Origin of the sequence: Aminiphilus sp., from assembly GCF_029975095.1 — a bacterium.
Classification (GTDB): Bacteria; Synergistota; Synergistia; order Synergistales; family Aminiphilaceae; genus Aminiphilus.
Genome location: NZ_JARKPW010000181.1, coordinates 1 through 24949 on the forward strand (window position 1 = coordinate 1; position 24949 = coordinate 24949).

Sequence of the window (24949 nt, forward strand, 5' to 3'; positions counted from 1 at the left end):
ACCGTCTTCTTTCAAAAGTCCGTTCACGCGTCGAACATGTCTTCCACGTCGTCACATGCGTCTTCGGATTTACCAAGGTGCGCTATAAAGGTCTCGCCAAAAATACCGGTGTCGTCTACGTGCTCTTCGCCCTGTGCAACCTCTCCATGGCGAGAGGTTTTCTCCTGTCCACAGGGGGGTAGTGTCTCCAAAAATCGCTACCGGGGTTAAAAAAGGGTCGGAAGACGGAGATACTTTCTCCCTTCCGTTGCCGGAAGTGCGGGAAACGTGGTCTTTACGGGGTATTTCCTCTTTTTCTCCCGCTGTGAACATTTTTCGAGAAACTTGTTCAGGGTTTCCTCAACACGGAATGGACCTGGCGAAGAGGACCCTTCCGGGTCATTTGCACCAAGAAACCCCTCGGATCCTGGGACGATCTGAAGGGACTGAAACTTCGCTTCTATCCCTCGGATCTCGAAATCAAGGTGTGGGAGTACCTCGGAACGGTCCCCACGGTGATCGCCTGGTCCGAAACCTATCTTGCCCTGCAGCAGGGACTCGTGGAGTCCGTCACGGCTCCGGTCACGCTTGTGAACGACACGAAGTTCGCGGAAGTGGCACCCTACATCACAAAAACTGACGAATATCCCCAGACCATCGCGTTTTACATGAACAAGAACAAGTTCTTTACACTTCCCGAGGAAATTCGCAATGTCCTTATGGAGGCCTGCAACGAAGCGGGTTCGGAATACGGCCGGGGTCTCGATGCCACGGCGGCGGCGATTCTCAAGGAGGCCGAAACGGAATACAAGGCGACCTTTGTTGACATGGACAGAAAACCGCTTATCGAGAAAGCGCAAGGTTTCTACGAAAAGGCGGAAAAAGAAGGATTGATGCCGAAGGAGTTCTGGGACGTCATTGCCGCTATCGAGGCCGTCAGGCAATAGAATCGTTGCGTCGCATTGCCAAAAGACTCCCTGCATACTAGGATGCTATAAAAGTGTATTGTATCTAAAGTCGCTCTCGAAAGGTTCAGAGATTCGCACCGATAAGGAGCACCGAGGGGGGATTCCCCCCTCGGTTTCTTCTGGACAGGAGGAGGAGTGAAGGTGAAAGAACGAGAGGAGCGCATGTCGGAGCGGCTGTTTGCCGCGATCGGTACTGACGAGGCGATGGAATTGACCGCACGGCTCATCCGTATCCCCAGTCACTGGGAGGTCCCGGAGAAGGAAGTCGAGGTAGTGCGGGCCATTGTCGCCTTTCTCGAGGCGGAGCGGATCCCCTACGAACTTCAGAGGGTCGAGGGTGAGCGGTACAACGTGATCGCCCGCATTTCCGGAGCGGGATCCGGGCGAAGCCTTGCCCTGGTGGGGCATCTCGACACGGTTCCTCCCTTTGACATGACCGTGCCCCCCTTCGACGGTCTCAGGCGGGGAAACCGCCTCTACGGACGGGGCGCGGTGGACATGAAGGGTCCCGTGGCGACCATGCTTCTCACGCTTGCCGCCTTCGCGCGCACCGGTATCGTTCCCGAGGGAGATCTCTGCTTCGCCGGTGTCCTCGCGGAGGAGACCAACAGTGATGGTTGCGAGACCCTCGTCGCCTCGGGATTTCGCACGGACGGGGCCATTGTGGGAGAGCCCTCGGCGGGGGAGTACTCCATCGGCCACCGGGGTCTGGAGTGGATCGAGGTGGAGTTTTTCGGGAAACGGGCGCACGGAGCCATTCCCGAAGCGGGAGTGAACGCCATTGTTCATGCCGCCGCCTTCGTTCAGCGCGTTCAGGAAAGAATCGTTCCCGCACTGCGCCGGCGGACGCACCCCGCCATGGGGCAATCGGTGATGAACTTCGGCACCATCAGCGGCGGAACGCAGCCGAGCACCGTGGCGGACCGCTGCCTGATCCGGCTGGATCGGCGGTATCTTCCCGACGAGAGCGTTGAGAGCGTTCTCGCCGAATATCAGGAGATCCTCGACGAGCTCGCCCGGGAGGATCCCACGTTCAAGGCGGAACTGCGGAGAATGCCCGAGAACCTCATGCGTATCTACGATCATGTTTCTCTGGAGACGTCGCCTGAGGATCCTCTGGTGACAACCCTGCTCTCGGTCCTGGAGGAGGTGAGGGGCATGCCCCCTTCTCTGTCGACGCGGCGCGGTTGGACCGATGCGGCCCTCCTGAGCCGGTACGGACGTATTCCCACCGTGGTTTACGGGCCGGGGAACATCTCCCGATCGCACACGGCGGAGGAATACATCACCGCCGAGGAACTTGAGGAAGGACTTCGCGCCTATCTGTTGCTTGCCCTCCGGTACTGCGGAGCACGTTGACAAGACGGAGCGGAAGTGTCAATATGTATGCAATTCGTGCTTGCCGTGCAGTTTATTTCCCCGAGGGGTGTCTTTTTTGTTCGGGAGCATTTCTTTGCTGGTGGATGCTGTCGCGGCATCGTGACATGCGCAATCGACAAAAACCCTTGTTCCGGAGAACTTGACGCGGCGGAAGGGTTTTTGCTCGTGCGGAGAAGGAAGCGGAACGAAAAGAGATTCTTCCTCAGGAAACGCACTTCCGACACGTGAAAGAATGCGTAGCCTTTCGAAGGATCTGATGGTTTTCGAGGCTGGGATCCGTCCGAAGACGTGAAAGGATCTGAGACGACGATGGGTGCCTTGGGAAGATCTCTCGCCGGAGAGGTGCGGGCCTGTGCGGACGAGGGAGAGATCGTGGCTCTCGCGGGGAAGCTGGTGTCGATTCCGAGTTACCATGGATTGCCGAAGCCGGAGGAGGAAATTGCCTCCTTTCTGCACGGATTCCTGCGGAAAAACGGAGTAAAAAGCTGTCTCGTTCCCCTGGGCGAAGGACACTGGAACGTGCTCGCTTCCGTCGGAGACGAGGGCGGAGGAACGGAACCCTGGAACGGCGGCGAGGCGGGGCTGCTCCTGAACGGACATCTCGACACGGTAGGCGTGGACGGCATGGAGGGCGATCCCTTCAGCGGCGCCGTTGTCAACGATACGCTCCTCGGAAGAGGTTCCGTGGACATGAAGGGAGCTGTGGCAGCTATGGCCATGGCGCTCGTGGCGTTGCGTCGTTCCGGTGTGCGTCTGTCGAAGCCGCTCCTTTTTTCCGCGGTGGCCGACGAGGAGTGGTGGAGCACGGGAACGCGGGCGCTTCTGGAGAGCGGTGTCCGGGCGCGCTACGCTCTCGTCGGGGAGCCCACGCAGCTTGAGGTTCACCACGGACATCGAGGGCTCGAATGGCTCGAAATCCGCGTACAGGGACGCTATGCCCACGGAGGTGCGCCCGAACGGGGCATCAACGCCATCGTGAAGATGAACGCCGTCGTGACGGCCCTGACGGAGAGACTTCTTCCCGAGATCGCGAAGCGGGTGCATCCCATCGCGGGACCGGCGACGCTCAACCTCGGGCGTATCGAGGGAGGGCTCCAGCCGAGCACCGTGGCGGGAAGCTGTCTTCTTCAGCTTGACCGAAGGTGGATCCCCGGAGAATCCGCGCGGAGCGTCACGGCGGAGATCGCTGCCTTGTTGGAGGAGCTTGCCCGGAAAGATCCGGATTTTTCCGCCCGGGTGGTTCCCATGCGGGATCGGAAGGCCCATCCCGGTGACAACCCGCCTCTCTGTACGGATCCGTCGTCTCCGCTCGTGCAGTCTCTTGCGTCGTTCATGGCCGAGCGCCGCGGCGGATTCCGGCTTGGGCGGTTTCCCGCCTGGAGCGACGGGGGGCTTCTCAGCGAGGCGGGAATCGAGACGGTGGTGTTCGGGCCGGGAGATCTCGCCCTGGCGCATTCCATGAACGAGGTCTGTCCCGTTGCGGATATTCTCGATGCGTGCGACGGCTACATCGCTGCGGCGGTGGCGCTTTGTGGCGCGCAAGGTGCTGCATGATCCGTGGTTGTGCATATGCGTGGGGGTAGAAAAGGAACGGAGCACGCCAGTGCGGGGGACGTTCCATGGAGTGGTCGGACAGCACGGAGAGACGGTCCGACCGGAAGGGGGCAATTCGCATGAGGGAGTATCGAAGCGTCGAACTGTGGAAGGATGTCGCTCCGGAACAGTGGAACGACTGGAAGTGGCAGGTGGCCAACCGGATCACCACGGTGGAACAGCTCCGGAAGGTGCTGCCCCTCACGGATGACGAGGCGAAGGTCATCGAGCAGAGCCTGAACAAGCTCCGCATGGCCATCACGCCCTATTACGCCTCGCTCATCGATCCGGCAAACCCCGAGGACCCCATCCGAAAACAGGCGGTGCCCACGCTCAAGGAGACGCACATCGCCGCCACGGACCTGGAGGATCCTCTCCACGAGGACATCGACTCTCCCGCTCCCGGACTGACGCACCGCTATCCCGACCGGGGCATTCTCATGCTCACGGATCAGTGCTCCATGTACTGTCGTCACTGCACACGTCGGCGCAAGGCGGGAGAAACGGACAAGGCCTACACGAAGGAATATCTCAAGCCCGCCATCGAGTACCTTCGCAAAACGTCCACATTCCGGGACATCCTCTTCACCGGCGGCGATCCTTTCCTCGTGAGCGACGAGCTGATCGACTGGGTGCTCGGTGAAGTGCGCCGGATTCCCCACATCGAAATCGTCCGTTTCGGCTCCCGGACGCCGGTGGTCATGCCGCAGCGCATCACCGACGATCTCTGTTCGATCCTCAAGAAATATCACCCCCTCTGGGTGAACACCCATTTCAATCATCCCCATGAAATCACGCCGGAATCACGGAAGGCCTGCGAGAAACTCGCCGACGCGGGCGTTCCCCTGGGAAACCAGTCCGTGCTCCTCAAGGGCGTCAACGACTGCCCCTACACGTTCCGGGAATTGAACCAGAAACTGCTCACCCTGCGGGTCCGCCCCTACTACATCTACCAGTGCGATCTCTCCACGGGGATCGAGCATTTCCGCACCTCCGTGGCGAAGGGTATCGAGATCATGGAATACCTTCGGGGACACACCTCCGGCTTGGCCGTTCCCTACTTCATCGTGGACGCGCCGGGTGGCGGCGGCAAGATCCCCGTTCTTCCCAACTACGTCGTCTCCATGTCGGACAAACGGGTGGTCCTGCGCAACTACGAGGGTGTGATCTGCACCTACACGGAACCGGAGGACAAGATCAGCCATTGTCCCGAGGGGTGCGAGGCCTACTGCGAGCGGCAGAAGAAATATTCCCGGGAAGGGCTCATCCAGCTTCTGGAGGGGGAGAAGATCTCCATCGAACCGTCCCACCTGGCCCGGAGGGACCGGGCGGCACACCGGGGCTGCGATGGCAAGCACTGAACGGGTGCTTCGCGACGTCCCCTTTTTGACTCCAGCGAGGGTTTGAGGGGAACGGGCGGATGTGGTGTTGAAGCAAAAACAGCACGGAAGGCCGCGCTTAAGGGCTCGGCCTTCCGCATTTCCGAAGAAGCCCGGCTTACGGCACGAAGGTGGGAACGAGAACGTGAGCGCCTGTGGCGGCGGCGGAGTCGACATCCACCCATCCGCACTGCCCTGGGCCGAAGATTTTTCCTGCGGCGAAATGAGTGTCCCCTTCGTGCGGGAATCCGGGTGCCCCGTTACACCGCCCGGCGGCGCTTTTGTCGTACTTGATACACAGCTCCACCGCCCGCATTCGTTCTTCCCTTGAGTACATGGACATCCTCCTGTCTCTTTTCGAGTCCAAGATTTTGTCCGCACCCCCTTCTCTCTCCCCGTTCGGTCAGCGTGCGAAAAGGTTCCGGATCGCGTCGATCAGCGCGTCCGTGTCCTCTTCCGTGTTGTAGCCCTGCACGGAAAGGCGGACGAAGAGACGATTCCCGTGGGATGTCACGGGGACCTCGATGCGGAAACGGTCGAACAACGTTTCTTTCAGCCGGTCCGGGTCCGTCGGTGGAACGGGAAGGACGACCATCTGACCGAAATCGCTCTCTTTGCAGACCGGGGACAGGCCGGTCAGGTCGCAGACGCGCCGGAGTGTTTCCGCCGCGAGGGCGTGACACGTCCGACGCACCGTCTCCCAGTCGTGCCGTTCCTGGAAGGAAACGGCGGCGGGAACGGAGAGGAAGGGCGCGATGTCCCGCGTGCCCTGCCATTGAAGGCGGCGTTCCAGCACGGTGGAGCCCGTGTAGGCGTCGAAGCCGGTGTGTCCTGAAACATGGTCGCTGTAGCCCCAGCTCACCACGGGAGCGTCGATCGTTTCGTGGTGTTCGGGACGGACGTAGAGGAAGGCCGAACCCTTGGGAGCGCAGAGCCATTTGTGGCAGTTCCCCGTGTAGAAATCGGCGCCGAGGGTGTCGAGATCCAGCGGAATGTGGCCGGGAGCGTGGGCGCCGTCGATGAGGGTGAGAATGCCCGCTTTTCGTGCACGGCTGCAGAGTTCCGCCAGGGGAAAAATCAGGGCGGTGGCGGACGTGATGTGGCTCAGGTAGAGCATTCGCGTTCGGGGAGTGACCTCAGCCCAGATGCGCTCGACGAACTCCTCCGCCTGAAAGGGCAGGGGGATCGTCACGGGGAGATAGCGGGCGCCGGTACGGCGGCAGACGTGATGCCATGTGTTGTCGCAGGCGCCGTACTCGTGATCGGTGGTGAGAATCTCGTCCCCCGGCATCAGCGTGAGTGACCGGGCCACGGTGTTGACGCCGCTGGTGGCGTTCGTGACGTAGACCAGATTTTCGGGCCGGGTTCCGACGTAGCGGGCGAGCACCTCTCGCGATTGTCGCAGCAGCTCGGCGGAGCGGCGCCCCAGAAACTCCACGGGGTTTTTCTCCATCGTTCGCTGCCATTCCTGGAAGACGGCGAAAACCTCCTTCGGACAGGCACCGAAGGAGCCGTGGTTCAGAAAGATCAGTGAAGGATCAAGGGAAAAAAGCTCCTTCATTGCAGGTGTGTTGCTGCAGGAGTCGCCGAGAGCGGTCATGTCGTTTCTGCTCCTTTTCGTGAAGTTTGTCCGGGTGGAACGCCCGGCCCGTACAAGAACTCTTTTCGCCGTTGGAAGTGTGCAAATGATACGTGCTTTCTGCGACGGATCGCCTCCCCGAGAGATCCTCCCGGTTGCGTGCGGCGCGGAGAGCAATGGAGTGTTTTCCACACTTTCCGGCGCTTTTTCGAGGTGCGTTGCGTCAGTGTCGCATGCTCTGTGACGGGAGGCCCCCCGGAACGTAGAGCAGGATTTCCGTGCCCTCGGGCGTGGGCGGAAGTGTTTTTTCGAAACGGAGTCCCAGCTTTTCGAGCAGGCGAATGGACGCGGCGTTGTCCTTCGAAACGATGGCCACGATCTTTTCGAGACCGAGCGTCCCATAGCCGTAGCCCAGGGTGGCCTCGGCGGCTTCGAAGCCGAACCCCTTCCCCTCGAATTCGGGGAGGAAGGCGAGACCGAGATCCACATCTTCCAGCGTGTCCCGCTTCAGCAGACCACAGATGCCGATGGGAGTACGCGCCTCTCGAAGCTCCACCAGAAAGAGGCCGAAGCCGTGACGTCCGTAACTCGCGAGAGGTCCTTCCTCGATGTAGCGGCGGGCGTCCTCTTCCGTGCGGACTCCCTTGTCGCCGATGAAACGGAGAAACGACGGCTGGTTGAGCAGCCGGACGATGAACGCCGCGTCGTCGGTCGTCATGCGGCGAAGCGCGAGCCGTGCCGTTTCGATGAGAAACATGGAGGATCATCCTTTCGACATGTCGGTTCCTGTCCGGTCCATGCCTGCGTTCTTTTCGGCCTGGCCGGAGATGTTCGTTTCCCGTCCGCTCCCCACCGCGGGGACCGCGTTCTGCATCGGGCGGAACCCGGGGATGTGCTCATAGTTTACATCCTCGTGACAAGCTTCTGACATGGCCATGACACATCCTCCCGTTCCCGGGCGTACCCTTTTCCCAGGAGGTGAGGGGTATGAAGGGAAAAGGTTTTCTGCGGTTCGGGTTGGGTTTGGGCGTGGCGGCGGTGCTGGCGGTCTTTGCCGGAAATCCCGGCGCGGCTTTTGCGGAAGAGACTGTTCCGGTTCGTTTTGAGGTGCAGCCGGACACGCCGGTGGTGGAGAGTGGAAGCGGGCGGCGGGTGATCGTGCGGGCCCTGGTGCGATCCGATGGAGGCGTAAAAAGCAGGCGGGCGCCGCTGGCGGTGGCGCTCGTGCTGGACAAATCGGGGTCTATGGCGTCGGACCGCAAGATGGAAAACGCCAAACTCGGAGCGATGGAGGCGCTTCGGATGCTCCTGCCGAGCGATGCGGTGACCGTGGTGGCCTACGACGACGAAGCCCGGGTCCTGTTCCCCGGAAGGGAAGTCGGCAGGGGAGCGGAGGACGCACGGTTGTCCCGGTCGATCCGTCGTCTGCAGCCCGGCGGCTCCACGGCCTTGTACGATGGCGTGCTTACCGGGGCAGAGGAGCTGCGCCCCTTCGTGGAGGAGGGGTTTCTTCCCCGGATTCTTCTTCTGTCGGACGGCATCGCCAACGTCGGCCCTTCGTCTGCGGAGGAACTGGCCCGGCTCGGAAGGAAACTTGCCCGGGAGGAGATGACCATCACCACCATCGGGCTCGGGCTGGATTACAATGAAGACCTGATGACCGCCCTTGCGGCGGCGAGCGGAGGCAACGCTTACTTTGCCCGGCACGCGGAGATGCTTCCGGATATCTTCGCCCGGGACATGCAGGACGCGGTGACCGTGACGGCGAGGAAGGTGAGGTTTCGGCTCCGGTGCGCCGACGGTGTGCGTCCTCTGGGGATTCTCGGACGGGAGGGGACGCGGGATGCGGTGAGCATGGAAACGGTCATTGACAACCTGTACGCCACGGGCGAGAAATACGCCCTCTTCGAGCTTGAGCTGCCCCGGGGCGAGGCAGGAACGGTCCTTGACGCCGCGACGGTGGAGCTTGAGTATGTGGATGCGGCCACGGGCGCTTCCCGCCGAATGACGCTGCCCGTGAAAGTGACCTTCACGAAGGACGCGAAAGAGGTGGCAGCGAACCGGGACCGCAACATTCTGGCCCAGGCGGAACTTGCGAAGAACGCCGAAGTCCGTGAGGAGGCCATCCGTCTCGTCGACGAGGGGCGCACCGGAGATGCGGCGAACTTGCTGAAGAAGCGCAAGGGAGCGCTGAGCGCTCTGCTTCCGAGCGTCGGCTCCGCCGCACCGATGATGGAAAAGGAGGCGGGTTTCTTCGAGGAACTCGCGGAGAACATTCTCTCCATGGGAAGTCTTTCTTCCTACGAGCGCAAGCAGGTCATGAACGAGGCCTACGTGCAGAAAAATCAACAGGCACCGCTGAACCTCAGCGACGACGTAAGCGGTGATGTGAGCCCGGACCTGCACTGATTCCCCTCCGGGCCGGAAGGCGGTAAGAGCATGGCGAGAATGGGGCAAAGGCGAAGGAGGTTCTCTCTGGCGGTGGTGTTCGTCCTGGCCGTACTGGGGCCAAGTGTCGGATTGAGCCTACTTGCTCTCCGTGCGGCGAGCCGAGAGGCCCTTTTCGTGGAACGGCGTTTCGAAGGATCGCTGCTCGCCGAAGTGAACCATGCCGCGACTCGGATTGCCGAGGTCCTCCAGGTCGTGATGGAGGACCTCGCCGCCGAAGCGGAACGGATCGATTCCGACGTCATGGCCCTTGCCCGCTGGAAGAAAGAAGAGCCCCTGGTGGGCGTGCCTTTTCTGCTGCAGGAAGGTCGCGTCACGATTCCCGAGGCCGAGGATGACGAAGGAGCTACGTTCCTCGTCACCTTCGGTCCTTTCCTGGAGGGGAGGTCGAACCTGCCGGTCTACGACGACATTGCCGACGTGTACCGGAAACAGATGCGGGCTGATGGTCCGGGTGGGGACGGTGTTTCCGCCGGTGCCGTCCCGTTTCCGTACGACACGGCGGCGCGCAGGAACGATGGAGAAAGAGGGCAGGAAAGCGCAGCCCACGAGGAAACCGAAGGGTCGGAATCTCTCCTGGATCCGGCGAAGGAATCGCTGTCCACCGCCGGAAAGACGGAGGCCCCCGTCTCCGGGGCGTTTGCTCCCGATCCGAGGGCAAAAATGGCCGCTCCGAAAGGTTTGGTGCAACAGCTGGTGTCGGGGTTCCTGAAAAGCGACGCGGCGGTGGAGGAGGACACCTACCAGAAGGCCGTTCGGGAAGGGTTTCAGATGCTGGAGAGAAATGTTCTTCCCCAGGCGGCGCTGCAGGCTCCGGCGCTCTTCATGGAGCGTGCGTCGCCGGTCCGCTCCAAAACGGTCGTTCAGGGGCGTCTCTTCGCCGATCTCCGGCGGGAAGGACGGAGCGGCATCCTCCCCCGTCTTTCCGACGAAGGACTCGAACTGCTCTTCTGGACACAGGGGCGAGAGAAGGACGGCGTGACGGGCTGCACGCTCGACATGCCCCTCCTGCGGGAACGTTTTGTCGCCGCACTGCCGGAGATTCTTTCGGACGTGCGGGTGCTCATGGTGCTGAACGAGGCGGGAGAGCCCCTTTTCGTTCCCCCCGGAGCGGGTGGGCTGGAGTGGAAAAAACCCTTCGTGGCCCGGGAGATTTCGTCCCTGTTGCCCCGCTGGGAGGTGGGAGCCTGGCTCGTCGATCCCGGCATGATTGCTTCTCTGGTGCGGACGACGAACCTTGCGGTCTGGCTTCTCGTGGCGGTTCTCCTCGTCACCGTCGCGACGGGAGGGACCGTGGTGCTTCGCACACTCTCCGCGGAGATGCGGCTGGCGCGGCAGAAAACCACCTTTGTGGCCAACGTCTCCCACGAGCTGAAAACACCTCTCACCTCGATCCGGCTTTTCGCGGAGATGCTGCTGCAACACCGCCAGCCCGACGAGGCACGGCGCGACGACTATCTCCGCACCATGGTGTCCGAGGCGGAGCGTCTTTCCAGGTTGGTGGACAATGTGCTCACCTTTTCCCGGCGTGACGCGGACAACCCGGACTGTATCAAGGAAAGGTTGAATCTGGCGGATCTGGTTCGGGAGACGGTGGAACAGCTCCGTCCCCATCTGGTCCTGCATGGTTTTTCGCTCCGGGTGGAAGCGCCGGAGATGCTGCCCGTTCAGGGACACGCGGAAGGGTTGCGGCAGGTGCTGATGAACCTGCTCTCCAACGCCGAGAAATACTCCGAGGATCGTCGCGAAGTGACGGTCATCGTATGCTCCGAAGGCGACGAGGCGGTGGTGGAGGTGGCGGACCGGGGCATCGGCGTGCCGCCCTCGCAGGCGGCGCGGATTTTCGAGGAATTCTACCGGGGTGACGATTCGCTGACCTCCACGCGGCGAGGAACGGGACTCGAGCTTTCCATCGCACGGCATATTGCCCGCAAACACGGCGGCGACGTGACCTTCAGGCCGAGGGACGGAGGCGGCAGTGTCTTTTCCCTGCGGATACCAACGGGGGATGACGCGACGCGGAAGGGGGCGGGGGCATGAACGAGCGCATTCTGGTGGTGGAGGACGATCCGGCGATCTGCACGGGGCTCGTTGATCTGCTGCGGAGCGAGGGGTACGAGGTGGAGAGCGCCCGGGACGGGGTGGGCGCTCTCGAACGCTTTCGTTCCTTTTGCCCCGACCTGGTGCTTTTGGACATCATGATCCCCCGCATGAGCGGCTACGACGTGTGCCGTTCCATTCGAAAAGAGGACCGGGTGACGCCGGTGGTGATGCTCACCGCCAAGGGGCAGGAAGTGGACAAGGTGGTCGGACTGGAGCTGGGGGCTGACGATTATGTGGTGAAACCCTTCGGCATCTCGGAACTGCTCGCCCGGGTACGGTCGGCCCTGCGTCGGGGGGCGCTCGCGAAGATCGCATCGGGGGAATGCACAGCGGAGATCTGCGAGGCTTCTTTCGGGGACGTGCGGATCGATTTCAACGGCATGTGCGGCATCAGGGGCGATGTGCACTTCTCGCTGACGCCGAAGGAAGCGGCATTGCTGCGTTTTCTCTTCATCCATGAGGGCAGGGTGCTCGACCGCGCCACCCTGCTCGATCACGTGTGGGGCATTTCCTGCGACGTCACCACCCGCACGGTGGACCAGCATGTGGTGCGCCTGCGGCAGAAGATCGAGGACGATCCCGCGGAACCCCGCTTTCTCGTCACCGTCCACGGGGCGGGATACCGGTTCTCCCGTTCCTGACATGGATGATCTTCGTGCTCTTCTCGCCGCATTCGGACCACAGTGGAACGACACTGTTCTGGAATCCCTCGTGCCGCTGTTTCGTCGTCGTGCATGTCGGAAAGGCGAAGCGCTTCTGCAGCAGGGAGAGCGTTGGGACAGTGCGTGGCTTGTCGAGCGGGGCCTGCTGCGTCTTTTTTTTCTCCGACCCGACGGGCGGGAATTCAACAAGAATTTTATCGTCGAGAGGGAACTCGTCTGTCCGCTGACGCCGATCATGTGGGAGGGCGCCTCTCTTTTCGGAATCCGATGTCTGGAGCCGTCGATTCTCTGGAGCGCCGATGCCGAAATGTTCCGGAGCACCCTCGAAAGGCAGGGGCAGTGGCATGTGCTGCAACGCGAGGCACTGGCACGTCTCGTGGACCACAAACTGCAACGTGAGCACGACCTTCTCGCCCTTGACGGTCTGCGGCGCTACGAAGCGTTCTGTGAGCGCTTTCCCGGCCTGGCCGACCGGATTCCCCTTGCGCACCTGGCGACCTATCTGGGGTTGACGGATGTCTCCCTGTCACGCATCCGCCGCAGGAAACGTGACGCAGAGCACCCGGAGGACGCATTTCCGAAAAGAACTGACATTTGATAAGGCGCGTCTTCCTTCCGAAGCGTAGGATTCTCCCGGGAAGAAAAGACGGGGAAATGGCGCTCGGGTACTCCCGGGCTTTTTCCCCTATTTCACCTGAACGGGGGGAGTTCTATGCGATGGAGAGGAATGACCTGCGCGTTGCTTTTCGCAGGAGTGTTGGTGTTCGGAATCGCCGGTGTCATTGCGTACTGCTCGATGCGCACGGAGAAAACCATCGAGCGGCTCGGCAGGATCGTGGAGGAACTCGGAGGAAAAACGCCCGTGTCTGTGTTTGCCGGAGGAACAAAGGAGGAACTGCCTTCTCCGGTGAGACGTTATTTCACGTACGTTTTTCGGGGTGAGCCCCGGAATGTGAGTTGGGTGCGGGTGGAGATGGCGGGGCAGTTTCGTCGTCCCCGCACGGAGACCTTTTCCCGGACGACGGCATCACAGATCCTGGCTGCCGGGACGCCCGCGTTTGTGTTCGACGCCACGACCCCTGTAGTTCCAGGTATCTGGGCACGAGCCTACGACTCGTTCGCGGAGGGGCGGATGGAGATGAAAGCGAAGATTGCCTCCGCTTTCACCGTGGTGGACGAAAGAGAAACCGAGGCACTGAACAGAACGTCGCTGCGACGCTGGCTGCTCGAAAGCCCCCTGTGCCCCCCGGCGTTGTTGCCTGGCGGTCCTGTCCGCTGGGAACCCATCGATGATCACCATGCGCGGGCCGTCGTCGCCGGTTACGGACTCGAGGCGTCGCTCGTCGCGACGTTTCGGGACGATGGAAGCCTGGAATCGTTCAGCGCGGAGGAAGACGGGGATCTCGAAACACCCTATCACGGATCGGGCGAACACGTGTCGCGAAGCGACTATCGGCTGGTGGAGGGGATGATGATCCCCATGGCCTTCTCGATTTCACGTGTTTCCGGAGGTCGTTCCTACCCCTTCTGGACGGGGTGCGTCGTTTCCATAGTTTTTGGAGACTGCGCGGGGGAGAAACGACGAGCGAGCCTGCCCGATCTCTCTCCAGAGGAGGGATGCTCGGATTCTTCGGGCCGGATCCGGCAAGAGGAGCGCTGAAGATGCCCCATAACATACCGCTTTTCCTCTTCGTCGCCTTCGTGACCGTCGTCACCCCGGGTCCGACCGTTCTGCTCGCGCTGGCGAACGGGTCCCGGGCGGGGATGCGAGGTGCCCTCTACGGCATGCTCGGAGCGGTCCTCTCGGATTTTGTGCTCGTTGGAGCCGTCGCGTTGGGGCTTGGCGCGCTCCTCGCCGCTTCGGAGTTTCTTTTTCAGGTCATCAAATGGGCCGGTGTGGCCTATTTGGCCTTTCTTGGCCTCCGACTTCTCGGGTCCGAAGGAGGCGCTCCGCTGCTTCCATCGGAGAGAGACGAGATGCCTCGCTCCAGGAAGGATCTTTTTCTGAAAAGCCTTCTCGTGGCGCTGACGAATCCGAAGGGATATCTCTTCTTTTCGGCGCTGCTCCCTCAGTTCGTTGTGGTGGAGATGCCGTGGCTTCCGCAATATCTTGTGCTCGGCGCCGTCTTCGGCGTGGTGGACTTCCTGGTGATGCTCGGATACGCCTTCCTGGGCAGGCAGGCGAGCCGCATGTGTTCTCCCCGGGGAGTTTCATGGCTGGAACGCCTTTGCGGCGGCGTGTTCTTCATCCTCTCCGCATCGCTTGCCCTGTACCGTCGTCAGGGATGAGGGCTTTGCGCCTCCACTCCGCTCTCCCTCGACCGATCCGTGGAGTCGACGTTGACGGCGAAAGCCGCCGTTGCGACGTGACCGAAAGCCCCCTCGCCCTTTACGGGCGAAGGGGCTTTTCGAGATTTCAGCGTTCCGCTCCGAGGGAGGAGACCAGAAAGTCGTACAGTACTTCCGCGGTCTTTGTCACCGTGTCGATCTCCACGTACTCGTCGGGGCTGTGGTACTTCGCACCTTTGGGGCCGAAGACGAGCGTCGGGATACCGAGACGTGTGCCGAGATAATTGAAATCCCCCACGCTCGAGAAGTAGGTCGGCTTCGGTTCCTTTCCCGTGACGGCGATGATGCTTTTGCGAAGCGCCGATGCCCAGGGGGCGTTCTCGTCCACCACATAGGGGAGAAAACCGTCGCATTCCGGATAGGGGGTCTCCCGAAAGGCAAGGCAGACGTCTCCGGAGAGTCCGGCCCGCTCGATGGCGGCGGAGACCTCCTGCAGGATCGTCTCCTTGTTCTCGCCGGGGATCACGTGGCGAAAAACGGAAAAGGATGCCTGGTCCGGCACGGAGAGCGGTGCGCCGCCGCCGGAAAAGCCCAGGGGGCAGATCGAACCGGGACCGAGTTTTTCGTGGGTGGCGAGGGGTGTTTTCTCGATCTCCAGCAAAACCTTCGCCGCCTCGACGACGGCGTTGATGCCCAGCTCGGGGTTTGCGCCATGGGCGGCGCGTCCTTTGAGAGAGACCGTGTAGTTCCATCCCCCTCGGGCGCCGAGCCCCAGATCGGGAAAGTCGCATCCGGCGAAAGCGCTGGAGGGCTCTGTCACCACCGCCACGTCCGCACCCTCCAGGAGACCGTCCCGGATCAACGCATCCGTTCCCAGGCCGAAGGGGCCCTCCTCGTCGCTCACAAGGGTGTAGCACACGGATCCGCGAAAGCGCTTCACTGTTTTCGCGAAGGCCTCCACGGCGAGAAGGATTGCGGCGCATCCTCCCTTCATGTCCAGTGCTCCCAGCCCGTAGAGGCGGTTCCCTTCCATTTCCGCCCCGTAGGGGTCCCGAGTCCACCCTTCGCAGAGATCCACCGAATCCAGGTGGCCGTTCAGGACGATGCGGGGTCCTGCCTCAGCCCCTTCAAGCGTTCCAAGGACGTTGACACCGTGAAAATCGTAGATGGGCTTCACGTGGTAATGGTGCTTTTCCGCGGGAATCCTGTGTTCGTGGAGCCAGGAGAAGGTGAAGTCCATGATCGCCTCTTCCCGGAAAAAGGGGCTTGGAATGCGCACCAGTTCCGCAAGGAGAGCGCGGCTGGCCGCGTCGGAGAAAAGAGAACCGTTCATAGAGGAAACGCACCTCCCGGTGGTGGAATACGCCGCGGGGAAACGTAGGCGGCGATCTTGTTACCGTGTCCATCATAGCGCAAAGACGCCGGCTGAACATGTTCTTCGGCGGTGTCTCCGTATCTTTTTCGAGGTGTCGACACGCCGGTTCCCATTGACATCGTGCTGGTGTGTCTCATAGAATGCCCATCAGCGCCGGTTTGAACAACGGTTTTTTCGGGAAGGAAATGTGTCTTTTTCGGGGATGGTCACGTTGTTGACAAACCGACGGGTTCGAGGGTGGTGGTGCGGCGTTCGGAAGGTTTTGGACCCAAGACCGAAAAGGGCGGTTCGTATGTCGGTGGTCTGCTTGCCGGAGGAAGAAAAATCGGCCGCTCTCGGGCGGCACGTCCGAAGGAGGAAGAACGATGAGAAGAGTTCTTGGAGTTCTTGCGGTGATCAGCGTCCTGCTCGGTGCCTGTGTGGCCTGGGGTGCGGAAGAACCCATCCGTATCGGCTATCTCGCCACGCTCACGGGAGAGGGTTCCACCTGGGGACAGCACGAGCAGGACGGTGCCGTGATGGCGGTGGAGGAGATCAACGCCGCGGGCGGCCTTCTGGGGCGGAAGGTGGAACTCGTCATCTACGACGTGAAGGGAAGGGCGGAGGACGCCATCAATGCCGCGCGTCGACTCGTGACCCAGGACAAGGTCGTCGCCATCGGCGGCACGAACTACAGCTCTCTGAACATCGCCGCCCGGCCCATCATTCAGGAGGCGCAGGTTCCCATGATCGGCAGCGCCACCACGAATCCCGTGGTGACCGTAAATCCTGACACGAACGAACCCTGGCCCTACAGCTTCCGCATCTGCTTCACCGATCCTTATCAGGGGTTGGTCATGGCTTCCTATTTGTATCAGAAGCTCGGGCTCAAGACGGCGGCCATCATCGGCGACGTGGGCAGCGACTATTCCGAGGGAATGAAGCAGTATTTCATCGAGACCTTCGAGAAATTGGGCGGAACCGTCGCCGGTTCCTGGGGATTCCGTGGTGGTGATGTGGACTTCCGTGCCCAGCTCACGGAGGTCAAGGCGAAGGCACCCCAGGCACTGGCCATGCCGTATTTTTACAAGGAAATGGCGCTCACCATCAAGCAGGCGGCGGAACTGGATTTCCATCCAGTTTTCATTGGCGGTGACGGCTACAGTCCGAACATGTACGAGATCGCCGGGGACGCCATGGAAGGATCCTGGTGGGTCTCCCACTTCGACTATGACGATCCGGTTCTCCAGCCCGTTCTGGAGAAATATCGAAAGCGTTACGGCAAGGAGGCCACGGAGATCGGCAACGTGGTTTTCGCCTATGACATCATTTACTGGATCGCCGATGCGATCCAGCGCGCCGGCAAGGCCGAAGGCCCCGCCGTGCGGGATGCCCTGGAGAGCACCAAGGATCTCAAGCTGACGCATTTCACCCTCACCCTCGACCCGAAGACCCACAATCCTCTCAATAAACCCGCGGCGATTCTCCAGTTCCGCAAGGGAAAGCCGGTCTACGTGGAGACCTGGCAGCCCCAGGTAACGTTCTGAGCGACGTCCTCGTTCGGTGTCTCCCGCGACATGGTCGCGGGAGACACCGAGCTGTTTTTCACCATCCGCTGCAGCGTACTCGGCAAAAACAGTTGTGATGCGTTCCCGATGCGGCTATCATGGAACGGGTTCCTGCGGCGCCTCCGAAAAAAGACGAGGTGCTTGCGGAGCCGTTTTCCGACGAAGCACCGACTGTTGAAAGGGACCATGGCGGTGTGAGACGAGCCATGGCGGAGGCGAAGAGAAAAGAGGACGGCAGAAGGATGGACACGAACGAGACGAAAAAAGCCGCAGCGGAAAAACTCGCCCTTGTGAACGGGCGAGTGATTACCATGGACGAAGATCTCCCGGAGGCGGAGGCGATTTTGTTCGAGGGAGGGCGCGTTCGTGCCGTGGGAGGATCCTCGGAGATTCGCCTTCTCGCCGGGGCCGGGGCGGAGGTGGTGGACCTCCGGAAAAGAACGGTTCTTCCCGGTTTTTGCGATACCCACATGCATCTCTTGGCTTACGGCTTCTCCCGGGAACAGGTGGACCTGAACGGCTGCCGTTCCGTGGAGGAGCTGGTCCGTCGCGGGCAGGACCATCTCCGGGTGAACCCGGTCTCTCCGGGGACGTGGCTTTTCGGGAGGGGCTGGAACCAGGATCTGTTCGCGGAGAGACGTCTTCCATCCAAAGAGGATCTGGACCGCATTTCTCCGGTGCATCCCATCCTCTTCTCCCGAACCTGCGGACACGTGGCGGCGGCCAATTCCGCGGCGCTCCGGGAGGCACATATCACGGCGGACCTCTCGGTTCCCGGTGGTGTGGTGGAGAAGAACGAGGCGGGAGAACCCTCGGGTATTCTCCAGGAAGCGGTGGTCTTCGAGTGGATGGAGCGGTTCATCCCGGATCCCTCTTTGGAGGAGATGGTCCGGATTCTCGAAAAAACCGCCGCGGAGGCACTCTCTCAGGGGCTTACCACCGTGCACAGCGACGACTTCGGCGCGGGGCGGGGAGCGCGTGTCCTGGAGGCGTATCGCCTGCTCGCCGGCTCGGGACGTCTTGGGCTGCGGATTCGGGAGGAGTGCCTGTTGCCTCGCCGGGATGCGCTCGCCGGTTTTCTGGAAAGAGGTCTTCGTACCGGAGACGGGGACGACTGGTTCCGCGTCGGTCCGGTGAAAATCCTCGCCGACGGATCCCTCGGAGGCCGGACTGCAGCGCTTCGCGCCCCTTATGTGGACGATCCCTCCACATCTGGAGTGCCTATTCTTTCCCGGGAGGAACTGACGGAACTGGTTTCCCTCGCCCACGGGGAGGGAATGCAGGTGGCGATTCACGCCATCGGAGACCGGACCATCGAGCTCTGCCTCGATGTCTTCGAAGAGGTGCTCGCTTCCCTTCCCCGGGAGGCGAGGCACCGCATCGTGCACGTGCAGTGCGGACATCCCGACCTGTTCCGGAGAATGGCCCGACTGGGTGTGTTGGGAGATGTACAGCCCGTCTTCACCGCCTCGGACTGGCCCATGGCGGCCCCCAGGCTGGGGCCGGAGCGGGCCCGCTGGTACAATGCCTGGAAAACCATGAGGGAGTGCGGCGTCCATCTCTCCGGTGGCAGCGATGCTCCCGTGGAGCCGTTCAATCCCCTCTGGGGGCTCGCCGCCGCGGTGACCCGAAAGGACCGGAACGGCGATCCCTCCGGAGGGTTTCAACCCCAGGAGTGCCTTTCCCTGATGGAGGCACTGGAACTCGTCACCACGGGAGGCGCCTTCACCTCCTTCGAGGAGCACATCAAGGGCAAACTTCTTCCCGGCATGTTCGGGGATGCGGTGGTCCTGAACGAGGACCCCTTTACGGTGCCTCCCGAGATGATCAAGGATCTTGCCGTGGACCTCACCGTGAGCGGTGGTGTCGTTCGTTATTGCAGAACCTGAGTTTGCATCATCCTGCCGAAGTTGACCGGAGGGGGCGGGTGGATTATACTGAATTAACAGAATATAATCCGTCGTCGCAATCGTCGCTGAATATTGCGAAAACTCTGAGCGGCCCGGGCATGTCCGGGTCCTCGAAAACACGAAGGAGGAAACGTCCCATGTCCGTCACCGTGGAGGCGCTGCACGACAAAAACCGTTCCACCATCACCGAGAAAGGCACTACGGATCTCCGCAATGCCATCGAGCATCGGGCCACGTGGTTTTACCTGCTGCTTGACGAAGCCCGAAAAAAAGGACTTTCCTGGGACGAGTTCGCCCGGGCTGCCATCTTTCGCTGCGGCCGCTTTCACGGGGAACACAAATTTTCTCCGACGGACTCGCTCGTGCAGTTCGCCCGGGAGTTTGCGAACGAGGACGTGCGGAAGATCTTCGAGATGGACGTCAAGGAATCCACGGAGGAACGGTTCGTCGTGGAATTCCACTATTGTCCGTTGCTTTCGGCGTGGCTCAAGCAGGAGGTTTCCGCCGAGGACGCGGCGCATCTCTGCGACATCGCCATGGACGGGGATCGGGGGATCATCGATGCCTTCCCTGCGTTTGCCTTCGATCTTCAGTGTACGCTCGCGGAAGGCGCGGAGGTCTGCCGGGTAGTGGTTACCCGGCGCTCTCCCGAATGATACGGTCATCCTGTGGTGCAGGAGAGGAGGTGAAGGCCACTCTAGACGGGCGCGTGCGGTTCGTTGAAACGTTGTCCGTTCCAGCCGGGCCGGGGGATTCCTGATCCTGTCGGCGTGTTTTCGGAAAATGGAGGTGCCATGTTGATGATGAAGAAAATTCTTGCCCTGTTCTTTTGCCTTCTGTTTCTCGCCTCCGCGGCCTTCGCCGCGGACCCCATCAAGATCGGGTATCTGGCCAACCTGACGGGTGACGCCGCCACGTGGGGCACTCACGAGCGGGACGGTGCCATTCTCGCCGTCGAAGAGATCAACGCTGCGGGCGGCGTGCTCGGGCGTCCCCTGGAACTCGTCGTCTACGATGTCCGCGCTCGTGCGGAGGATGCCATCAACGCGGCCCGGCGTCTTGTCCAGGAGGACAAAGTTGTCGCAATCGGCGGCACGAACTTCAGCGGGCTCAACATCGCCACGTACCCCATCGTCGCCGAGGCGAAGGTTCCCCAGATCGGCAGCTTCCCCACGAATCCCGCCGTTACGGTGGACCCGGCGACGGGACAGGCCCGGCCTTATGCCTTCCGCATCTGCTTCACCGACCCCTATCAGGGCAAGGTCATGGCGGAATATCTCTTCAACAAGCTGGGTGTCAAGAAGGCCGCGATCATCCGCGACGTGGGCAGTGACTATTCGGAAGGGCTTTCCGAGTATTTCGTGAAGACCTTCGAGGGACTCGGCGGCACGGTGGCGGCGAACGAAGCTTTTCGTGGCGGTGACGTGGATTTCCGAGCGCAGCTCACGAACATGAAGAACAGCGGCGCTGAGGCCGTGGCCATGCCCCTTCTTTACAAGGAAATGGCCCTTATCATGAAGCAGGCCGCCGAACTCGGCTGGAAGCCCACCTTCATCGGCGGCGACGGCTACAGCGCCAACATGTTCGAGATCGCCGGCGACGCCATGGTGGGAAGCTATTGGGTCTATCACCTCAGTTTCGACGATCCCATGCTGGAGCCTTTGAAGGCCAAGTTCGAGAAGCGTTTCGGTGCGGCGCCCACGGAAGTGGTAAATACCGTGGCTGCCTACGACATCGTCTACTGGATCGTCGACGCCATCAAGCGCGCCGGCAAGGCTGAGGGAGAGGCCGTCCGGGATGCCATCGAAGACACGAAGGATCTGAAGCTGTTCCACTTCACCCTCACGGTGGACAAGGCAAGCCACAATCCGCTCAACAAGCCCGCGGCCATCCTGCAGTTCAAGGACGGCTCCGCGAAATTCCTCGAGATGTACGCACCGCAGTCCGAGTTCTAAGGAAGCTCTGAATAAAGACCTTTCGCTTTCTCGTGGCTCGGATCACATCAGGATCTGTGAGGCTGATGTAGCCTTATTCAGAGGCTCCTTGAGAGCGTGACGAACGGAAAAAGGGGGCGCCTTCGGAAGAAGGCGCCCTCTTTTTCCGTGTACATGTTTCACGGATCAGTGTTCCTTGATGAGCCCTGCCAGGCGGGTGATGCCTTCCCGGATCCGTTCCTCGGGCATGTAGGAGAAATTGAGGCGCATGGTGTTGCCGCCGCCGCCGTTGGCGTGGAAAGGTTCACCGGGAACGTAGGCCACTTTTCGGGCGATGCTCTCCGCGAGAAGCGCCTTGGTGTCGATTCCCTCGGTGAGACGGAGCCAGAGAAAGAGTCCGCCCTGGGGAAAAGGAAAGGAGACGGTGTTGCCCATAGTTTCCCTGATCGCCTCGGCCATGCAGTTTCTCCTGGCCCTGTAGAGCGCCCGAATTCTGGCGATCTGGGCGTTGACGTCGAACCGCTCCAGGTAGGTGTCGATCTGCATTTGGCTGATGGTCGAGGGCTGGAGATCCGCCGCCTGCTTGGCGAGGATGATCTGTTCCAGAATGGCGGGAGGCGCGATGAGCCAGGCCACCCGCAAGCCGGGGGCGAGAATCTTCGAGAAGGTTCCGAGGCTGACCGTGAGATCCGGATTGCCCAGCGCACGGAGGGAAGGGAGGAACTCTCCCTCGAAGCGGAGTTCACCGTAGGGATTGTCCTCCACGACGGGGACGCCGAAGCGGTCCGCCAGGTCGGTCAATGCTTTGCGCCGTTCCAGGGACCAGGAACGTCCCGTGGGATTCTGGAAGTCGGGAATGACATAAATGAACCGTGCCCGTTTTTCCGAAGCGAGCTTTTGCTCCAGATCGTCCGGGAGCATTCCCTCGTCGTCGGTGGCGACGGGGGCGAAGCGGGGACCATAGGCCCGGAAGGCGGAGAGTGCCGCGAGGTAGGTAGGGTTCTCGCAGAGGACGACATCGCCCTCGTCGAGGAAAATCTTTCCGAGAAAATCCAGGGCCTGCTGGGAACCGTTGACGATCTGCACGTCCTCCATGCGAGCGTTTGCATCCCAGAGCGTGCAGGATCTTTCGGCGATCTTCCGCCGCAGCGAGGGAAGCCCCTCCGCGAGGGAGTATTGCAGCGCCTTCGTTCCCGCTGTTTCCAGCGCAAGACTTGCGGCTTCGCGGAGTTCCGTCACGGGAAATGCTTCCGGAGCGGGAAGTCCTCCCGCGAAGGAGATGATCTCGGGATCTTCCGTTACCTTGAGAATCTCCCGTATTTCCGATCTGTTCATGTGTTTCATGCGGCGCGCAAAATGGATCATGACCGTGTCTCCCGCCTTTCTGTTTTCTCTTTCCGCATTCGTGCAAGCTCTTTCCGCGGAGTTGCCTCTTGCCTGTGAAAGCTCTTTGCCGAGGGAAAATTCTTCTTGAATTGACAGCATAGAGGAAACCTCGGAAAATAACAGATACAGATTTCCGGGAAATAGAGAAAACAGAAGAGGCGGGGTGCTGCGTTGCATCGAGTGGCATCACGGGAAGGACGTCTGTTCATCGGTTTTTCGGAGGCGGAGGTCTCCCGGAAAGGAAAGAACGTGCTGTTTCGAACATGACATGACCGGGTGGCAGAGAAGGTGGCATAAAGAGCGAGAAGACGAGGAAGGGAACGCGTTTTCGGTGAAATGGAGGCAGCGGATGGAGAAGAATTTCCTCTACATGGGTGTGGCGGAGGAATTGGCGGCACGGATCCGGGACGGTGAATTCGCCGCGGGAGACAGGCTTCCCTCTTTACGGGAGCTGCGCCGCCGGACCGGCTTCGGACTGGCTACGGTCTATCAGGCGTATCTTGAACTGGAACGGCGCGGACTGGTCGTTTCCCGTCCCCGGTCGGGGTTCGTCGTGGAAGGAGGGTGTCCTTCGCTTCCGTTGCCCGAGACGTTCCGTGGTGTTCCCGATCCCCTTCACCCTACGCGGAGCGCACTCGCCGCAGCGGTGGTGGAAGCGGCGGCGACGCCCTCCATCCTGCCTCTCGGAGGGGCGTCCCCGTCTCCGGAGTTGATGCCCCGGGCTTTTCTTGCGCGCCTCACGCGAGAGGTCTTGCGCCAGGACATGGATGCCGTCGTGGGATATGAACATCCCAAGGGCTATCCGGAGCTGAGGCGCCGCATCGCCCGGAGATGCCTGGGGCGGGCCGGGTTTTTGTCTCCGGAAGAACTCGTCATCACCAATGGCGCGACGGAGGCGGTTGCCCTCTGTCTTCGGGCCGTGACGAAACCGGGGGACGCGGTGCTCGTGGAGAGTCCGGCCTATCACGGTTTCCTGCAGATCATGGAGGATCTGGGGCTCTTTGCCCTGGAAGTGCCCGCCCGCCCCGACAGGGGGCTTGATCCTGTTCAGGTCGAAGCCGTTCTGGCGCAACGAAAGGTCGCGGCCTGTCTGGTCGTGCCGAATGTAAACAATCCACAGGGCTTCATCATGAGGAATGAGGACAAGGAAGCTCTGGTGGAAATTCTCACCCGTCGTGACATTCCCGTCATTGAGGACGATACCTACGGAGAGTTGGCCTACGGAGAGGAGCGGCCGCGAATGCTCCGAGCCTTCGATCGCAGAGGCATGGTCCTTTCCTGTTCGACCTTTTCCAAGACGCTCGCTGCGGGAATGCGTTTGGGGTGGGCTGCGGCGGGACGTTTTTCCGAAAAGGTGGCGCGGTTCAAGCTCAACGCAAGCGTGGGGACGGGGAGTCTGCATCAGAGGGTGGTGGCGTCGGTGCTCGAAAAGGAGCCGACCTTCGAGCGGCACCTGCGGCATCTGCGGAACACCTTCCGCCGCTCCATCGATCTCGCCAGGCGCGGTGTGGAGCGGCATTTCCCCGAGGGAACGCGTCTTTCGGCGCCCCAGGGAGGTGCTCTCCTCTGGGTGGAACTTCCTCCCGGCGGCGATTCCCTCGAACTCTACAGGAGGGCGCTGGAGTCCCGCATCGCCATTCTCCCGGGCCTGATCTGTTCCACCACCGATGCGTACAGGAGATACATCCGTCTGAACTGCGGGCATTCCTGGAACGAGGAGTTCGACGAGGGAGTACGTGTGCTCGGAAAGATTGCACACACGTTCGTGAAAGAGTGAGTGCCTTTCGGGAAGAACCGCGTCGCTGCGTCCGTTCTCCGGTGTGGCGTGGTTTTCCAGGGAATCGCGCCGGGGAGAGTGATGGCGTGCGGTGTTGCCATCCTTTTCCCCGGCGTGAGCTCTGTGTCGGTCAGCGTCGCCGAAAGAGGAGAAGAGGCGGAAGAGCGAGGAGCAGCGCGCCCGCGGTTTCTCCTCCGAGAACGCATCCTCCGCCTCCGGATCCGCCCGGGCCCGGTGTGACCGTAAGCGTCGGTGTGGGTGTGGTGCTTCCTGTCCCGGCAAAGGCCTTGAGGCACACGTTTCCGTTTTCTGCGATCACGGTGAGATCATCCCAGTCGCCGCCGTCGCCGGTGACGCTGATGAAACTCTGTCCCGCCGCGGCGGTGGCCTTGTCGGAATAGCCCGCGACGGAGTATTCCACGGGGATGGGGGCGTCAAAGCCTGGAGTGGTGAGTTTCACGACGACGGAAAACCTTTGTCCTGCCGCAAGGGAGACGGGCCGGGCGAGGGTGACCGTGCGATAGCCTGGGACGGCGAGCGTGCCCGTGGTGCGTGATCCCGCAAGCCTCGTTCCCGAGACGGGGTCACCGGCCATGACTCCGGTGTAGAGGTCGATCTCGTAGGCCGTGTCCGGGGCGGC

Annotated in this window: 21 protein-coding genes and 1 pseudogene; 16 read left to right on the forward strand and 6 right to left on the reverse strand. The window is 61.4% G+C overall.

Going from position 1 to position 24949, the window contains the following annotated elements; genetic code table 11:
- The 5 genes and pseudogenes from Q1K49_RS11500 to ablA all read left to right on the forward strand — a co-directional run.
- The coding region (locus tag Q1K49_RS11500; protein WP_300526120.1) for a transposase at positions 1-182 on the forward strand (182 nt) is incomplete at its 5' end.
- A gap of 186 nt (positions 183-368) precedes the next feature.
- A pseudogene (gene dctP / locus Q1K49_RS11505) lies at positions 369-926 on the forward strand (TRAP transporter substrate-binding protein DctP); the annotation flags it as partial.
- Positions 927-1088: 162 nt separating this feature from the next.
- On the forward strand, positions 1089-2306 hold the full coding sequence (locus Q1K49_RS11510) for a M20 family metallopeptidase (protein WP_300526122.1): 1218 nt from the start codon (positions 1089-1091) through the stop codon (positions 2304-2306).
- 330 nt (positions 2307-2636) lie between these two features.
- Positions 2637-3881, forward strand: coding sequence for an ArgE/DapE family deacylase (locus Q1K49_RS11515; RefSeq protein ID WP_300526124.1), 1245 nt, complete (start codon positions 2637-2639; stop codon positions 3879-3881).
- Positions 3882-4000: 119 nt separating this feature from the next.
- Complete coding sequence (gene ablA, locus Q1K49_RS11520) at positions 4001-5281, forward strand: lysine 2,3-aminomutase (RefSeq protein WP_300526126.1); 1281 nt, start codon at positions 4001-4003, stop codon at positions 5279-5281.
- Between the two features lie 136 nt (positions 5282-5417).
- On the opposite strand, the gene Q1K49_RS11525 is transcribed toward ablA, so the two are convergent.
- From Q1K49_RS11525 to Q1K49_RS11535, 3 genes are all read right to left on the reverse strand, one after another.
- Positions 5418-5636, reverse strand: coding sequence for a hypothetical protein (locus tag Q1K49_RS11525; RefSeq protein WP_300526128.1), 219 nt, complete (start codon positions 5634-5636; stop codon positions 5418-5420).
- 66 nt (positions 5637-5702) lie between these two features.
- Complete coding sequence (locus Q1K49_RS11530) at positions 5703-6899, reverse strand: aminotransferase class V-fold PLP-dependent enzyme (protein WP_300526130.1); 1197 nt, start codon at positions 6897-6899, stop codon at positions 5703-5705.
- Between the two features lie 202 nt (positions 6900-7101).
- The gene (locus Q1K49_RS11535; RefSeq protein ID WP_300526132.1) at positions 7102-7635 is read right to left on the reverse strand and encodes a GNAT family N-acetyltransferase; all 534 of its coding nucleotides are present in this window, start codon (positions 7633-7635) and stop codon (positions 7102-7104) included.
- A 230-nt stretch (positions 7636-7865) separates the two neighbouring features.
- Here Q1K49_RS11535 and Q1K49_RS11540 point away from each other — a divergent pair, with 230 nt between their 5' ends.
- The 6 genes from Q1K49_RS11540 to Q1K49_RS11565 all read left to right on the forward strand — a co-directional run bounded on the left by Q1K49_RS11540 (position 7866) and on the right by Q1K49_RS11565 (position 14380).
- The gene (locus tag Q1K49_RS11540; protein WP_300526134.1) at positions 7866-9287 is read left to right on the forward strand and encodes a VWA domain-containing protein; all 1422 of its coding nucleotides are present in this window, start codon (positions 7866-7868) and stop codon (positions 9285-9287) included.
- Between the two features lie 30 nt (positions 9288-9317).
- A complete protein-coding gene (locus Q1K49_RS11545; RefSeq protein ID WP_300526136.1) occupies positions 9318-11366 on the forward strand; it encodes a HAMP domain-containing sensor histidine kinase in 2049 nt (682 codons plus the stop codon).
- Positions 11363-12070, forward strand: coding sequence for a response regulator transcription factor (locus Q1K49_RS11550; RefSeq protein WP_300526138.1), 708 nt, complete (start codon positions 11363-11365; stop codon positions 12068-12070). Before Q1K49_RS11545 ends, Q1K49_RS11550 begins: the two co-directional genes overlap by 4 nt.
- Position 12071: 1 nt before the next feature.
- Positions 12072-12689 carry a Crp/Fnr family transcriptional regulator gene (locus Q1K49_RS11555; protein ID WP_300526140.1) on the forward strand — a complete coding sequence of 206 codons (618 nt, stop codon included), beginning with the start codon at positions 12072-12074 and terminating at the stop codon, positions 12687-12689.
- A 114-nt stretch (positions 12690-12803) separates the two neighbouring features.
- A complete protein-coding gene (locus Q1K49_RS11560) occupies positions 12804-13751 on the forward strand; it encodes a DUF6544 family protein (protein ID WP_300526142.1) in 948 nt (315 codons plus the stop codon).
- A 2-nt stretch (positions 13752-13753) separates the two neighbouring features.
- Positions 13754-14380 (forward strand): LysE family translocator, encoded by a 627-nt coding sequence (locus tag Q1K49_RS11565; RefSeq protein WP_300526144.1) that lies wholly within the window; start codon positions 13754-13756, stop codon positions 14378-14380.
- Between the two features lie 127 nt (positions 14381-14507).
- Here Q1K49_RS11565 and Q1K49_RS11570 read toward each other — a convergent pair whose 3' ends face one another.
- Complete coding sequence (locus tag Q1K49_RS11570) at positions 14508-15713, reverse strand: M20/M25/M40 family metallo-hydrolase (protein ID WP_300526146.1); 1206 nt, start codon at positions 15711-15713, stop codon at positions 14508-14510.
- 407 nt (positions 15714-16120) lie between these two features.
- Here Q1K49_RS11570 and Q1K49_RS11575 point away from each other — a divergent pair, with 407 nt between their 5' ends.
- From Q1K49_RS11575 to Q1K49_RS11590, 4 genes are all read left to right on the forward strand, one after another.
- Positions 16121-17281 (forward strand): ABC transporter substrate-binding protein, encoded by a 1161-nt coding sequence (locus tag Q1K49_RS11575; protein ID WP_300526148.1) that lies wholly within the window; start codon positions 16121-16123, stop codon positions 17279-17281.
- Between the two features lie 263 nt (positions 17282-17544).
- Entirely contained in the window at positions 17545-19191 is a 1647-nt protein-coding gene (locus Q1K49_RS11580) for an amidohydrolase (protein WP_300526150.1), read from the forward strand.
- A 158-nt stretch (positions 19192-19349) separates the two neighbouring features.
- A complete protein-coding gene (locus tag Q1K49_RS11585; protein ID WP_300526152.1) occupies positions 19350-19868 on the forward strand; it encodes an L-2-amino-thiazoline-4-carboxylic acid hydrolase in 519 nt (172 codons plus the stop codon).
- A gap of 144 nt (positions 19869-20012) precedes the next feature.
- Entirely contained in the window at positions 20013-21167 is a 1155-nt protein-coding gene (locus Q1K49_RS11590; protein ID WP_366146067.1) for an ABC transporter substrate-binding protein, read from the forward strand.
- Positions 21168-21332: 165 nt separating this feature from the next.
- Here the strand turns inward: Q1K49_RS11590 and Q1K49_RS11595 are convergent, their stop codons facing one another.
- Positions 21333-22511 (reverse strand): PLP-dependent aminotransferase family protein, encoded by a 1179-nt coding sequence (locus Q1K49_RS11595; RefSeq protein ID WP_300526154.1) that lies wholly within the window; start codon positions 22509-22511, stop codon positions 21333-21335.
- 370 nt (positions 22512-22881) lie between these two features.
- Here Q1K49_RS11595 and Q1K49_RS11600 point away from each other — a divergent pair, with 370 nt between their 5' ends.
- Positions 22882-24309, forward strand: a complete 1428-nt coding sequence (locus tag Q1K49_RS11600) for a PLP-dependent aminotransferase family protein (protein WP_300526156.1) — start codon at positions 22882-22884, stop codon at positions 24307-24309.
- A 130-nt stretch (positions 24310-24439) separates the two neighbouring features.
- On the opposite strand, the gene Q1K49_RS11605 is transcribed toward Q1K49_RS11600, so the two are convergent.
- On the reverse strand, positions 24440-24949 hold a 510-nt coding region (locus Q1K49_RS11605), incomplete at its 5' end, for a lectin like domain-containing protein (RefSeq protein ID WP_300526158.1).